Annotated in this window: 13 protein-coding genes, 1 other RNA gene and 2 pseudogenes; 14 read left to right on the forward strand and 2 right to left on the reverse strand. The window is 37.0% G+C overall.

The genetic code is table 11. The annotated features are described in order from the left end of the window. Positions 1 to 23: 23 nt before the first annotated feature. The 3 genes from rnr (at position 24) to ssrA (ending at position 3309) form a co-directional block, all read left to right on the forward strand. Complete coding sequence (rnr, locus tag LDK52_RS16635) at positions 24 to 2336, forward strand: ribonuclease R (protein ID WP_277587063.1); 2313 nt, start codon at positions 24 to 26, stop codon at positions 2334 to 2336. A gap of 56 nt (positions 2337 to 2392) precedes the next feature. Beyond that, positions 2393 to 2860 carry an SsrA-binding protein SmpB gene (gene smpB, locus LDK52_RS16640; RefSeq protein WP_277587064.1) on the forward strand — a complete coding sequence of 156 codons (468 nt, stop codon included), beginning with the start codon at positions 2393 to 2395 and terminating at the stop codon, positions 2858 to 2860. 95 nt (positions 2861 to 2955) lie between these two features. After that, positions 2956 to 3309, forward strand: a transfer-messenger RNA (tmRNA) gene (gene ssrA, locus LDK52_RS16645). Between the two features lie 478 nt (positions 3310 to 3787). Here the strand turns inward: ssrA and LDK52_RS16650 are convergent. Then, positions 3788 to 4339, reverse strand: a complete 552-nt coding sequence (locus LDK52_RS16650; RefSeq protein ID WP_277587065.1) for a cysteine hydrolase family protein — start codon at positions 4337 to 4339, stop codon at positions 3788 to 3790. A 121-nt stretch (positions 4340 to 4460) separates the two neighbouring features. Here LDK52_RS16650 and LDK52_RS16655 point away from each other — a divergent pair, with 121 nt between their 5' ends. Both LDK52_RS16655 and LDK52_RS16660 read left to right on the forward strand, forming a co-directional pair. Then, positions 4461 to 4901 (forward strand): Lrp/AsnC family transcriptional regulator, encoded by a 441-nt coding sequence (locus tag LDK52_RS16655; protein WP_277587066.1) that lies wholly within the window; start codon positions 4461 to 4463, stop codon positions 4899 to 4901. 396 nt (positions 4902 to 5297) lie between these two features. After that, entirely contained in the window at positions 5298 to 6176 is an 879-nt protein-coding gene (locus tag LDK52_RS16660; protein WP_277587067.1) for a Sir2 family NAD-dependent protein deacetylase, read from the forward strand. Positions 6177 to 6971: 795 nt separating this feature from the next. On the opposite strand, the gene LDK52_RS16665 is transcribed toward LDK52_RS16660, so the two are convergent. Then, positions 6972 to 7307 carry a winged helix-turn-helix transcriptional regulator gene (locus tag LDK52_RS16665; protein ID WP_277587068.1) on the reverse strand — a complete coding sequence of 112 codons (336 nt, stop codon included), beginning with the start codon at positions 7305 to 7307 and terminating at the stop codon, positions 6972 to 6974. Between the two features lie 767 nt (positions 7308 to 8074). Here LDK52_RS16665 and LDK52_RS16670 point away from each other — a divergent pair. The 9 genes and pseudogenes from LDK52_RS16670 to LDK52_RS16710 form a co-directional block, all read left to right on the forward strand. Further along, positions 8075 to 8947, forward strand: coding sequence for an SIR2 family NAD-dependent protein deacylase (locus LDK52_RS16670; protein WP_277587069.1), 873 nt, complete (start codon positions 8075 to 8077; stop codon positions 8945 to 8947). A 77-nt stretch (positions 8948 to 9024) separates the two neighbouring features. Beyond that, positions 9025 to 9876 carry an SIR2 family NAD-dependent protein deacylase gene (locus LDK52_RS16675; protein WP_277587070.1) on the forward strand — a complete coding sequence of 284 codons (852 nt, stop codon included), beginning with the start codon at positions 9025 to 9027 and terminating at the stop codon, positions 9874 to 9876. Positions 9877 to 9912: 36 nt separating this feature from the next. Then, positions 9913 to 10491, forward strand: a complete 579-nt coding sequence (locus tag LDK52_RS16680) for an HD domain-containing protein (protein ID WP_277587071.1) — start codon at positions 9913 to 9915, stop codon at positions 10489 to 10491. A gap of 59 nt (positions 10492 to 10550) precedes the next feature. Continuing rightward, the gene (locus LDK52_RS16685) at positions 10551 to 12014 is read left to right on the forward strand and encodes a nicotinate phosphoribosyltransferase (protein WP_277587072.1); all 1464 of its coding nucleotides are present in this window, start codon (positions 10551 to 10553) and stop codon (positions 12012 to 12014) included. Between the two features lie 59 nt (positions 12015 to 12073). Then, a complete protein-coding gene (locus LDK52_RS16690) occupies positions 12074 to 12604 on the forward strand; it encodes a cysteine hydrolase family protein (RefSeq protein WP_277587073.1) in 531 nt (176 codons plus the stop codon). A 43-nt stretch (positions 12605 to 12647) separates the two neighbouring features. After that, positions 12648 to 12866: a DUF896 domain-containing protein gene (locus LDK52_RS16695; protein WP_277587074.1), complete on the forward strand. Its 219-nt coding sequence runs from the start codon at positions 12648 to 12650 to the stop codon at positions 12864 to 12866. A 30-nt stretch (positions 12867 to 12896) separates the two neighbouring features. Next, entirely contained in the window at positions 12897 to 13091 is a 195-nt protein-coding gene (locus tag LDK52_RS16700) for an Hsp33 family molecular chaperone HslO (protein ID WP_277587075.1), read from the forward strand. A 467-nt stretch (positions 13092 to 13558) separates the two neighbouring features. Continuing rightward, positions 13559 to 13717, forward strand: a pseudogene (locus tag LDK52_RS16705) (cytochrome c biogenesis CcdA family protein); the annotation flags it as partial. A gap of 114 nt (positions 13718 to 13831) precedes the next feature. After that, a pseudogene (locus LDK52_RS16710) lies at positions 13832 to 14027 on the forward strand (IS3-like element ISBsp3 family transposase); the annotation flags it as partial.

A 14027-nucleotide genomic window follows, 5' to 3' on the forward strand; every position in this document is an offset into this window, starting at 1 on the left:
CGCTGAAAAAGGAGGGATGTTAGATGGAAAATATGAAAGAACAATTACTCGAATTAATGAACACAGAAGAATATAAACCGTCAACAACGAAAGAGCTTGAAGAACATTTTAATCTGGTAGACGCAGATGATTTTAAAGAATTAGTAAAAACACTTGTCCAATTGGAGGAACATGGTTTAGTCGTTCGCTCTAGATCGAATAGATATGGGATTCCTTCTCGTATGAATCTAATTGCAGGGAAATTCATTGGACATGCTAAAGGATTCGGTTTTGTTACGCCTGAAGAAAGCGGCATGGACGATATTTTTATACCACCCACAGAAGTAAATGGAGCAGTCAACGGAGACAAAGTACTTGTACGAGTTTCCAAAGAAACATCAGGAGACCGTAGAGAAGGCTCGATTATTAAAATAACGCAGCGCGGAATATCTCAAGTTGTCGGAACTTTCCAGGACAATAAAGGCTTTGGATTTGTAATTCCTGACGATAAAAAGGTCCCTATGGATGTATTTATCGCTAAAGGAGATACACTAGGTGCGATTGAAGGGCATAAGGTAGTCGTAGAGATTACAGAATGGCCAAATGAAAGAAAGTCCGCTACAGGGATGGTCACACAAATTCTAGGTCATAAAAATGATCCAGGTGTAGATATACTTTCTATTATTTATAAACATGGAATTACGATCGACTTCCCAGAAGAAGTGATCAACCAAGCAGAGGCTGTTCCAGATCAAATTGATGAGAAGGACTTGGAAAATCGCCGAGATCTTCGAAATGAAGTAATCGTTACAATCGATGGAGCAGACGCTAAAGACTTAGATGATGCAGTAACCGTAACGAAAAACTCGGATGGTACATATAAACTTGGCGTCCACATCGCTGACGTAAGTCATTATGTAACAGATGGTTCACCATTAGACCGGGAAGCATATGACCGTGGAACAAGTGTCTATTTAGCAGACCGTGTTATTCCTATGATTCCTCATCGTCTATCAAACGGAATCTGTTCGTTAAATCCGAATGTTGATCGTTTGACATTATCTTGTGAGATGATCATCGATGGTTCAGGTATAGTTACCTCTCATGAAATTTTCCAAAGTGTTATCCGAACTACGGAAAGAATGACGTATTCAGATGTTTACAAAATTATAGAAGAAAAAGATGCAGCATTAATGGAACGCTATAAAGACTTAGTTCCTATGTTTGAATTAATGGCAGAGCTTGCGGAAGTTCTTCGTACGAAACGTGAAAGACGCGGAGCAATTGACTTCGATTTCCCAGAAGCGAAAATTCTTGTCAATGAAGATGGCTGGCCAACAGATATTGCGATAAGAGAACGTACTGTTGCAGAGCGCCTGATTGAAGAGTTCATGCTTGCGGCCAACGAAACAGTTGCAGAGCATTTTAAATGGATGGATGTACCGTTTATTTACCGTATTCATGAGGATCCAAAGCCTGAAAAACTAGAACGATTCTTTAATTTCTTAACGAATTTTGGAATAGTGGTTAAAGGAACAGGAAATGAAATTCATCCTAAAGCGTTACAAGAAATTATTGAAAACATTGAAGGAATGCCAGAAGAACCGGTTATTTCTACGATGCTTTTACGTTCATTACAACAAGCAAAATACTATTCCGAATGTCTAGGACATTTTGGTTTATCAACTGAATTCTATACCCACTTCACTTCACCAATTCGTCGTTATCCGGATTTAATCGTTCATCGTTTGATACGTACGTACTTGGTAAATGAAGATGTATCACAAGCTACCGTTAATCATTGGGGAGCTATCATGGACGATATTGCAGAGCATACGTCTAAACGTGAACGTCGTGCAGTAGATGCAGAGCGTGATACGGATGCACTTAAAAAAGCTCAATTTATGGCTGACAAGATTGGCGAAGAATTTGAAGGTATTGTTAGTTCTGTAACAAACTTTGGTCTGTTTATCGAGCTACCTAATACAATTGAAGGCCTGGTACATGTTACGAATATGACGGATGATTATTATCGTTTTGACGATCGTCAATTGGCGATGATTGGAGAGCGTGGTGGCAAGCAGTTCCGCATTGGTGATGAGGTGACGGTTCGAGTATCTGCCGTTAAACCAGAAGAAGCTTCGATTGACTTTGAAATTGTAGGGATGAAAAAAGCATTCCAACGTACAAGAAGAGAAGCACCAAAAGTAATACATGCCTCTAAAAGAGCAAGTAGTGGGTCCAGCAGTCGAGAAAAATCTCAACCGGGACCAGCTAAAGGACCAAAACAGAAACAGAAATTTTACGAGTCTGTTGCGAAAAATTCACAACGTCGTAAACGTCCAAAGAAAAAATAAGAGAGCGATCACTAAGTCGCTCTCTCTAAGTTTTTGAGTTTTGAGGGGTGAATGAAATGGCTAAAAAGAATGAAGATAGAATTCTTGCACAGAACAAAAAAGCAAATCATGATTATTATATTGAAGAAACGATTGAAGCTGGAATTGTATTGCAAGGAACAGAGATCAAATCTATTCGTAATGCAAAAGTACAGCTGAAAGACTCTTTTGTACGTATTCGTAATAATGAAGCGTGGATTTCAAATATGCATATCAGTCCATATGAACAAGGAAACCGTTTTAACCATGATCCTTTGCGTGCGAGAAAGCTATTGTTACACAAAAAACAAATTAGTGAATTAATCGGAGATACAAAACGAGATGGCTATTCTATCGTTCCTTTAAAGATGTATATGAAAAATGGCTTCGCTAAAGTATTAATAGGCATCGGAAAAGGGAAAAAAGATTACGATAAACGAGATGTATTGAAGAAGAAAGAAGCAAAACGCGATATGGATAGAGCATTTAAAGAGAGCAATAGGTAAGAGGATAACCATAACTGGTAGAATGTCTCTCTTGAATTTTGACTAATTTTGATGTATAGTAAGGAATGTAACAAAGCTTACATTATTCCATAAACGGGGACGTTATGGATTCGACAGGGATAGTCTGAGCTTGAGTTGCGCGTCGGAGGCTCGGCTCCGTAAAAACGGAACTTATAACAACAGGCAAAACAAACAACAACTTAGCATTCGCAGCGTAAGCTCGGATCTGCTTTATCTACCCATCGCCCATGTGGCTAGGTAAAGCTCAACTTTAGTGGGATACGGTAGCCAGTGCAACTTGAGCTGTCTGCAAGAGATTTCCAAGTTAGCGTACACAACGCCCGCTTGTCGGCATAGTGCTACGCGAAACCTAAATAGGCAAGATACACGCGTAGAAGCTTAAGTGTTAGAGTTTCTGGACGCGGGTTCAAATCCCGCCGTCTCCATATTTTTTCAGTCGTTGAAACACACGGTTGTGTGACTTTAAGTATATTTTTGCCGTTAAGGCAAGGATATACTTAATTTTATTTTAGGAGAAAATATACTTAATAATAGGTTCTAATTAAAAGAAAAAGGCATTATGTATTCTTACTTTGGTATAAAACGCTTAGAGGATTATCTTCTAAGCGTTTTAGTTTTTTGATACCCGGGGATGGTAGAGTTTCTTAAACGAGCTGCGGATACTATTCCTAAAATGTATATCAATATGAATATTAAATTTAAAATATCAGAACATAAGCATTTATGTGAAGTGAAAGCTTAATCAATTTGCCACCACAATCATTATCGTATTACGTGAAAAGAATTTTGAGACCATTATTTTCAGATTACAAAGTTAAATGAGAAAAAGCAGACAATTAAAAAAGGGAGATTGTTTTTAAACAATCTCCCTTTTTTAATTGAATTATATGTCTCTTGAAGCCTGTGTTAGTTTTGTTGGAGGAAATCGTCGGTCGAAATTACTTTGGCATACATACCGTTAAGTGCACTGACAAATGCATAATGAGCCTGTTCAGCTGGAACGACTTTATCTTGATACGATAAGTCTTGTGTCGCACATGCATCTTCAATAAGTGTAGTTTCATAGCCAAGATCCACTGCAGCTCTGACTGTAGCATCAATACACATATGTGTCATCATACCTACAACTACTACCTTAGTTACGCCATTTTCTCTTAATTTGCTTTCTAATTCTGTCTTTAAAAAGCTGTTAGGGAAATGTTTGATGATAATGCTTTCAGTTTCTAATGGTTGAACAGATTCATGTATTTCAGCCCCCACTGTATCCGGCAGGAAGAATCCTAAGGCTGGATCACCTGCGATATGTTGAACATGGAAAATGTTATCTTTGTTATTCTGTCTAAACGATTCAAGTACTTTCGCAGCATTAGCAGCTGCTTTTTCAGGGTTGCTTAATTCCATATTTCCATTTGGGAAATAGTCATTTTGAATATCTACAATAATTAGAGCTGTGCTCATTATTCTCCACCTCATTTAAAGTATTTTGTTACACTATAATCATAGATCGTATATTGATTTTTATCGATAGGTTGACGAAACACTTTTATCTCAAAAAATTTCATGGTGAAAGGAATTTAGTATGGAACTTGATAATATTGATTTTCAGATTCTTCGGGTATTATCCGAAAACTCACGTATTCAATGGAAAGACCTAGGCGAACAAATTCATATGACGGGACAAGCAGTAGGGAATCGTATAAAAAAACTGGAGGAAAGTGGTGTCATTAAAGCTTACTCTCTAATAGTTGATGAAATGAAATTAGGGCTTACTTACACAGCGTTTATCATTATTTACATGAAAACAGCAGACCATGATTCCTTTATACGATTAATGAATGTTCGGAAGGAGGTATTGGAAGTGCACCGCGTATCGGGAGAAGGCTGTTACCATCTAAAAGTAATAGTTAACTCCCAAGAACAATTGAATCTTTTTCTAAATAAAATTCTCGATCATGGGAACTATACTTTGTATCTATCCATACAAGAGATTAAATTACGTAATTCGTTGACTGCAACGTGATAATAAACGTTTACTTTTCTAGGTAAATGGTTTTTAAATTACCGGTGGACTGATTATATGGTAATGAAAAAGGCAACTTTCGGTTAGAAACTGAAAGCTGCCTTTTTTGTATTTCTTCTATAAACGATTATTTTTCTGTTCATTTTCTATGCTATGCATCTTTGATAATAGAAAGTGTGTAGCCTACTCTTACACTTTCCCATATGATAGTATGTGTATAAAAAGTGCATACTTGTTTATGTGAATATATCAACTATATAATAGATTTAGATTCAAGTAAAGCATGGTTCCAACTTACAAAATGGATAGACCCCTCGATTTTACTCCTTGTATCTGGGAGGGGTTAACTGGTAATTGAATACTTTTTAGACATATTGATAGGAGGAAATAAAGAGGATGTTTGATCAACTATATCAAGACCATATAGAAACATTACTACAGAAAATCGAAGAGGCTGATGCAATTGTGGTTGGTGGTGCTGCTGGAATGTCTGCCGCTGCCGGGTACAACTGGTATAAGACTGACGAAGCCTTTCTGAGGCACTTTGGAAAATTTGCAGAAAAGTATAATATCGAGAGTATTTTTTATGGATTCTACTACAACTTTTCAACGAGAGAAGAACGCTGGGCTTATATTGCTAGTTTAATCAAGTTTGTAAATGATTCCAAAGCCGGCCATACTTATCTTGATTTACTTCAGCTAATACAAGAAAAAGATTATTTTATTGTTACTACAAATCAAGATACACAATTTTCCAAGGCTTTCTCTGATAAGAAAGTTTCTACGTTTCAAGGAGATTGGCGCTATTTTCAATGTAGCGGTCCTTGTCATGATCAGGTTTATGATAATAAAGATCAAATTGAGAAAATGTACGCAAACATAGAGGGAACTAGAATTCCTACGGATTTGATACCGAAATGTCCAAAATGTGGGCAGGACATGGAGCCATGGGTTCGATCACGTGTGTTCCTGGAAGGAAGCTTTTTCAGAAGCGAAATAACTAAATACCAAACATATATCATGAAAAACAAATATAAAAAGATCCTATTTCTAGAATTAGGCGTAGGAACGATGACACCAATGTTTATTAAAGAACCATTTTGGGAGATGACCTATAGTTTGCCGAATGCATACTACATTAGCATTAATCCTGAAGATGCGATGGTCCCTAGAGAGATAGAGGAAAAAGGGCTTGCCATTAGTGAAGGCATTGCCCGCGTATTTCAGGATGCTCTCAAAGAAAAGTCGAAAATAGGTCGATTAAAGGTGCTATAAAAGTAAATCTTTTCAATTTTGAATAACAATCGTAAAATAGGCAAATTAAATATGTTATCTCAACAATATTAAAATATTATAGAAATAAATACTGCAAAAAATAGAAGAAGCTGAAGCGTTTGTAGTTGGCGGAGTTACCGGCATGTCTGCAGCTTCTTGTTAACAAATTCTGTTCCACGATTCTGTATGAAACATTTGAACGTCGTTCAAGTTACATTTAAAGCTCGATAAAACTTTATAAACTAGCTCTGCACTCTTATTTGCACAGAACAACGGAGGAAATATAACCCATGGATGTCGTACCGAAAAAATGTGTAGGTAGGGTAAACCAGGAAGCTAAAGTTTTTCTTCTGATTAAAATGGCAACTTACAGGAATGGAATTCACCAATAGACAGTGGAAATAATCCAAAAAAATGGTTCCGATCATCAAATACCGATGATGATTGGAACCATTTTTTCTTTTTGGCTAGTTATGTTCCAGTAAATCCTAGGTCGAATCTACATCGCATTACATACTTTTAAATACGCTGACAAATGCATAATGGATTTGTTCCTCTGGAACGACCTTATCTTGGTAAGATAAATCCTAAACTCACGGACTTTGGATGACTTACAACTTTGAAATTTTCCCCGCTAGACTCCGGACGACAACCGCCAAAATGTCACTAAATTGCTTCGGAAGTCGGTCTTTATAAAAAATCCGCTAAAGAAACTGATTCAAATTTATAAATAACACGAAGCATATGATTCTTCCGGATCAAGTCAACCACGCAATATGTTTAATTTCCTCTCTTTTATTTTTCTTTATACTGCTCTCCCCATTGGCACATTTCTTGGATTATAGGCCAAATACTTTTCCCTTTTTCAGTAAGGCTATATTCAACCTTTGGAGGGATTTGAGGATACTCCTCACGATGAACTAATCCATCACTCTCCATTTCCTTTAAGGTGGAACTGAGTGTTCTATAGGTTATTTTACCGATCATGCGCTGAAGTTCATTGTAACGTACTGCACCATTTTTTGATAAATAGTAAATAACGAGCAGTTTCCATTTACCGCTGATGATGGAGAGAGTGTAGCCAAAAAATGGCTCTTGGTTATCAGCGACATTATCTTTGGATGTTTTCATAATGACACTATCCTCCTAGATAGTATGCGTCAAAAAAGTGCATACTTGTTTGTGAATCTATATCAACTATATAATACATTCAGAATCAAGTAAAGCTTGTTTCAAAACATACAAAATATATTACACTTCTTTATTGAACGTAAAACTAAAAACAAACAATTATAAGAAGAATCTCAACCGTTTTGACTTTCTTAAGACAGAGCATAATGAATTGGAGGAAAAAGTGTTTAAGTATTAGGTTAACTCGGCTGGAGAACAGCGCAAAAGGTCATAAGCCTAATTTTATATAGTTAGCCACTCACGGAATGCAAAAAGGTGAAGAAGGTGTCAAAGGGGCTCTAGTATTTATCAAGCCCGACGATACCTTTGTCTTTGCCCATGGAATTGTTGTCAATGTCTATACTAATGCGACGGGTAATTGAGAACTAGACATTGAATCATCATGTTCTGGATCCTATTTATTAGAACGCGAAGTGAGGGGAAATATAAAAAATGAATTGAAGTAACAAAGCATAACGGGTGTAGTACGTAACTCCATTTGATATTTGGTGGAAGTAAGCATTTGTTTGAAGGGAAGCCGCTCTGTATGGGAAGTTATACAGTTTAGCCAACGCTCGGCTAGCATACCCTTTAAAATTTTTCATAACAATACTATACATTAGGATAGTATGTGTATAAAAAGTGCATACTTGTTTATATGTAAATACTCACTATATAATATGTTAGAACACGAGAAAGAATAAATATAATTAGGAGGAAAATATAATATGTTATCACCACAATATCAAGACAACATAAACACATTACTAAACAAAATTCAAGAAGCAGAGGCAATTGTTGTCGGTGGAGCTGCCGGGATGTCTGAGGCTATCGGACACAGCTTTTATAATACTGATGAAAACTTTCTGAAGCATTTTGGGATATATGAAGAAAAATATGGTATTAAAAACCTTTTTGAGGGCTTTTATTACCGCTTTTCTACAAGTGAAGAACGTTGGGCTTTTCTTGCAACTGAAATCAAGTTTTTACATGAAGCCGAAGCTGGCCGCCCTTACCTAGATTTGTTGCAACTACTTCAAGGTAAAAACTATTACGTTGTTACAACGAATCAAGATGCACAGTTTTCCAAGACTTTCGCCGAAGACAAAGTCTCTCCAATTCAAGGGGACATGCGTTATTTCCAATGTGGCTCTCGTTGCCATGATCATGTTTATTTTAATAAAGAACAAGTGGAGAAAATGTATGCAAACATAGTTGGAACTAGAATTCCAACAGAGTTAATTCCAGTATGTCCAAAATGCGGACAGGAAATGGAACCATGGGTGCGCTCTTATGTATTTCTGGAAGGAAGCTCTTACAGAAATGAATTAACTAAATACAATGAATACCTTATCAATAACAAAGATAAAAAAGTTCTATTTCTGGAATTGGGTGTTGGAACTATGACGCCGATGTTCATTAAAGAGCCATTCTGGAATATGACATACAGTTTTCCAGATGCCTACTACATTACAATAAATCCTAATGATGCGGTAGTTCCTCAAGAGCTCAGTGACAAAGGACTTGCTATTAAAGAAGATATTGCACTGGTACTACAAGATGTTTTGAAAGAGAAAGAAAAAAGAGATTTGGATATATGATACGTACTGAGTGGCTTTGCATTTCACGATATTGAGTAGCAATGTATCAGAAATTTAATATATAAATGGAGGATCCTATGGAAGAGAAATATCAAGAAATTTTAGAAAAAATCAAAAAGGCTGACAGCATCCTGATAGGTGCAAGTAACGGTCTTGCCATTTCGGAAGGTTATAATATTTTTGCGGATGATTCTTCCTTTCAAGAACATTTTGGAGAATTCCGACAGAAATATGGTTTTCGTAACATCTTACAGGGAGCCTTTTATTCCTATCCTTCCGAGGAAGAAAGGTGGGCATTTTTCAGCCGTATGTACGCCTACTTTGTAAACAACAAAGAAGCTAGTCCGGTTATGAAGAACCTTTATGAACTGGTGAAGGATAAAAATTATTTTGTGGTTACCTCTAATACAGATTCTCATTTTGCACTGGCAGGATTTCAAAAGGAACGTCTTTTCGAAATCGAGGGAAATATTCGGTATTTGCAATGTTCTGATGGTTGCCTTAATCGAATTTATAAAGGGAACGAAATATTGAGTAAGATGGAACAGGAGCAAGAAAATGGAAAGGTCCCTTCCAACCTTATTCCTAAATGTCCAGAATGTGGTTGCCCAATGCAAGTCCATGTCGAAGTCGATCGGAGTTTTCTAAGAGGAGAGGTATGGCAAGCGAGTTTTCAGGCTTATAAGGATTTTATCGAGAAAGCTCATGGGAAGAGATTAGTAGTGCTGGAATTTGGTATAGGAGCAAGAAACCAATTGATTAAAGCGCCACTTATGAAGTTAACTAGCGTTGAGGAAAATGCCAGCTATATTACTTTTAATAGAGGATCTGAGCTGTATATTCCAGATGCCATTGCTTCTAAATCCATTGCGGTCGATGGTGATATTGCAGAAGTTATCGAGCATTTAATGCAGTTAAAACAAGCATAAATCACCCTAATACAAACATTATGGAGGGATTGCAAGATGTTTCTAGCGAATATTTTGAATGAACCATTATGCCAACCAATTAAAAAGAATTATGAAGTATGGTATAAATTCATGGAGGAAAACATAGAATTTTGGCTACCCGATAGTGAATGGCATACGAAAACCCATTGTGCTCGAGTGCTGTTACTCGCACTCGTCATTGGACATCAGAAAAGCCTGAGTGACGAGGAAAAGGATGCACTTGCAATGGCGGCTATGTTCCATGATTCTCGTCGTCTGGACGATGGGATTGATAAGGGACATGGTAGTCGTGCAGCAGAGTATTACAAAAATTATTGCGCAGAGCATCATTTACTCTTTGACGAGCAAACGTACTACATGATCTACTACCATGACCAGGATGATGCGCTTGGGGTGTCAGAGATTGTAACGTCCTCTAGTTTAACTGAACGAGGTGTGCTGCTGTATCAGATTTTCAAGGATGCTGATGCACTGGATCGCTTCCGTCTAGGTCCTGATGGTCTGAATGTGATTTTTCTTCGGACCGAAGAAGCACGTCAACTTGTTGACTTTGCTAAAGAACTTTTACGTAAAAGTAGTGAAACTAATGCATGAAAAAACTGTTAATCATGAGCAAGTCCGATCACATTTTCTTCGCTTAGGAGGTAAGTGGAATGAACAAGTATATAGATGATAGCTTCGCCCTACACACGGACTTGTATCAAATCAATATGGCAAAAGCTTACTGGGAAGATAACATTCATACAAAAAAAGCAGTATTTGATTTGTATTTTCGAAAATTGCCGTTTGGAAATGGTTATGCGATTTTTGCCGGATTGGAACGAATTATTGATTATCTCCAAACGTTTTATTTTTCTGAAAGCGATTTGGAGTATTTAAAAGAACTTGGCTATCGAGAAGACTATGTTGACTTCTTACGAACTGTACGTTTTACAGGAACTGTTCGTTCTATGAAAGAGGGGGAAGTTGTATTTGGGAACGAACCCATTCTTCGAATTGAAGCGCCGTTAATCGAAGCGCAACTCGTAGAGACGGCGTTATTGAATATTGTAAACTATCAAACACTCATCGCAACCAAAGCTTCTCGAATCAAACAAGTCGCAGGTGATCAGCCTGTCTCAGAGTTTGGATCAAGACGCGCACATGAATTCGATGCCGCCTTATGGGGGACAAGAGCTGCTTATATTGGTGGGTTCTCTAGCACAAGCAATGTCCGAGCAGGAAAACGATTTGGTCTTCTTGTTTCAGGAACACATGCACATTCCTTTGTTCAAGCGTATCAAGATGAATACACTGCTTTCCATAAATATGCAAAAAGTCACAAAGATTGTGTCTTCTTAGTGGATACGTATGACACGTTAAAATCGGGTGTTCCTACGGCAATCAAAGTTGCCAAAGAACTAGGCAATAAGATAAATTTTGTAGGCATTCGCTTAGATAGTGGAGATTTGGCTTACCTCTCCAAAGAAGCAAGAAAATTATTAGATCAAGCAGGATTTGTTGACTCTAAAATTTATGCTTCGAATGACCTTGATGAATATACCATTATGAGCTTATACGCACAAGGAGCGAAAATTGATGCATGGGGAGTTGGTACCAAAGCTATCACCGCCTACGATCAACCAGCTTTAGGTGCTGTGTACAAACTCGTTTCCATTGAAGATGACAACGGACAGATGCGTGACACGATCAAAATTTCTGCAAGTCCTGAAAAAGTCACAACACCAGGATTAAAAAAGGTATACCGTATTATCAATAATCTTACGAAAAAATCAGAAGGTGATTATATCGCCTTAGCCAACGAACAACCGGAAAAAGAAGCCAAACTTCACATGTTTCATCCTGTGCATACGTACATTGGAAATTTTGTCACCAATTTTACAGCCAAAGACTTACAAGTAGATATTTTCGACAACGGCAAACTTGTGTATGAAAGTCCATCAGTCCAAGAGATTCAATCTTATGCACAACAACAACTAAAACTTTTATGGGAAGAGTACAAACGTTCATTAAATCCAGCGGAATATCCTGTGGATTTAAGTCGGGCTTGTTGGGACAATAAAATGAAAAACATAGAGGAAGCAAAAAAACATAACCGAAAAGCTGTATCTGTATAAGTAGAAAGCATCTCTAAGGATTGTAATGTAAAAAAATTACATTTAGGAATTGATATAAAATGACAAAAGAAGCTTTATTAATTGTTGATATGAGTAATGATTTTGTAGCTGATAATGGAACATTGACTGTCGGTAAGCCAGCACAAGAAATAGTGCTTTATATTCAGGATTTGGCTACTAAATTCTTAGCTGAGGGAGATGTAGTTGTCGTATCGATGGATGCACATCAACCAAATGACCCACACTTTGAATTATGGGCACCACATAATATTGTAGGTACAGAAGGGCAACAACCATATGGAGATTTATATGATTGGTTTCAAAACAATAAAGATAATGAAAGTTTAATTTATAAGCCTAAAACAAACTATAATGCATTCTTTCAGACAGATTTGGCTGAAACTTTACGGAATTCAGGAGTACAAAAGGTTCATACTGTCGGGGTAACTACTGATATTTGTGACTTTTTAACAGTTGCAGGAGCAGACGCAGAAGGATTCGAAACAGTCATTCATAAACGAGGGGTAGCAACATTTACAGATCTGGGGAGAAACAATGGTAAACCATATGAAACGTTGCTTCCATACTGAAATTATTGAATAAATACAAAATCAATTAGGACGGTGAAAAAACATGTTGGACTTGTTAAAACGAATTAATGTATTAGCGAAAAAGCAGCGTGAAGAGGGGTTAACATATGCAGAAAAAGTTGAGCGACAAGTGCTTCGTGAAGATTATTTACGTGCCATTCGCGGACAAGTTCTCCAAACCTTTTCAGGAATGAAGGTAGTGGATCCGAATTTAAATGATGTAACACCTGAAAAAGTTCGTAAATTAAAAACAAAAGATTAACAGTATTATAGAAAAAAGTGAGAAATCAAAGTGAAAGATTTTTTAGTAAAAGCCATTGCTCACAATAAACAAGTGCGCGCACATACTGCAATTACAACAAAAACAATAGAAGAAGCAAAACGCCGCCAAGATATGCAAACAGTCATTTCTGTGGTTCTGAGACGTTTTATGACAGCAGGAGTCATACTTGGCTCTATGCAAAAGGGAGAAAAAAACTATTCATAATGAATGGCGGCGGATTAATTGGACCCATCCTGGTTGATGCAAATGCCAAGGAGGAAGTGAGAGGTTATGTTTCATTTCCCATGCACATTCAGGGCTGTTTTGCCAGGTTCCCATTTATCCTTAGTTGAGGAGTATTCTAAAGGAGAAATAGAAATGGCATTATGTCTACTCAATGAGAGTAAGTTAACTAATTAAATAGATATTCAAGTTTAGGGAAGCCCTAGCGAAAAGTGACTTAACGATATAAAAGAAAACAGAATTGATGAGAAGATGATTTTAACGTAACGGGTACGTTGGCACAATAACTAAAGTTCATTTTTTGAATTTTCGACAATCATACTTTGATTCTTTTATATTAAAATCTTCAGTAATCCGGCCATTAAATTAAATAACACCTTTATTAGTGAAACAAGAAGGTATGTAATATCAAAATGACAAAAAAATTCACTTCTAAGGAGGAAGTTTTGATGACGGACATTTCTATTATACTTGCATTCGGTGCAGGTGTATTAACTTTCATCTCGCCTTGTGTATTTCCACTTTATCCCGCCTTTTTATCGTATATTACGGGAATGAGTGTTGCAGAAATACAAACTGGTGAATTAAAAGGACAGCGCAAAGCAATTTGAACTGAACCCCGAATAGTAGACACTTTATAAAAAGTGTAGCTATTCAGGGTTTTTTCTTTTTCAAAACCCCGTTATACTAAAATTTACAAACTTTGAACGGGAGAAAACATTATGAGTAAAATACTTTTTAACGAACATCAACAGCGCTTATTAGAAGTCAATCTGAATGTCGGATCCGTATCTGATCGAGCTATTCAATATACAGCGGAATTTAAAATTCGTGCGGTAAAGGAAAGTCAGGCAGGAAAAGGTCCTAAACAGATTTTTGAAGAGAATGGTTTCGACTTAGATATCATCGGATTAAGGA

The organism is Psychrobacillus antarcticus (assembly GCF_029533155.1).
Lineage (GTDB): Bacteria > Bacillota > Bacilli > Bacillales_A > Planococcaceae > Psychrobacillus > Psychrobacillus antarcticus.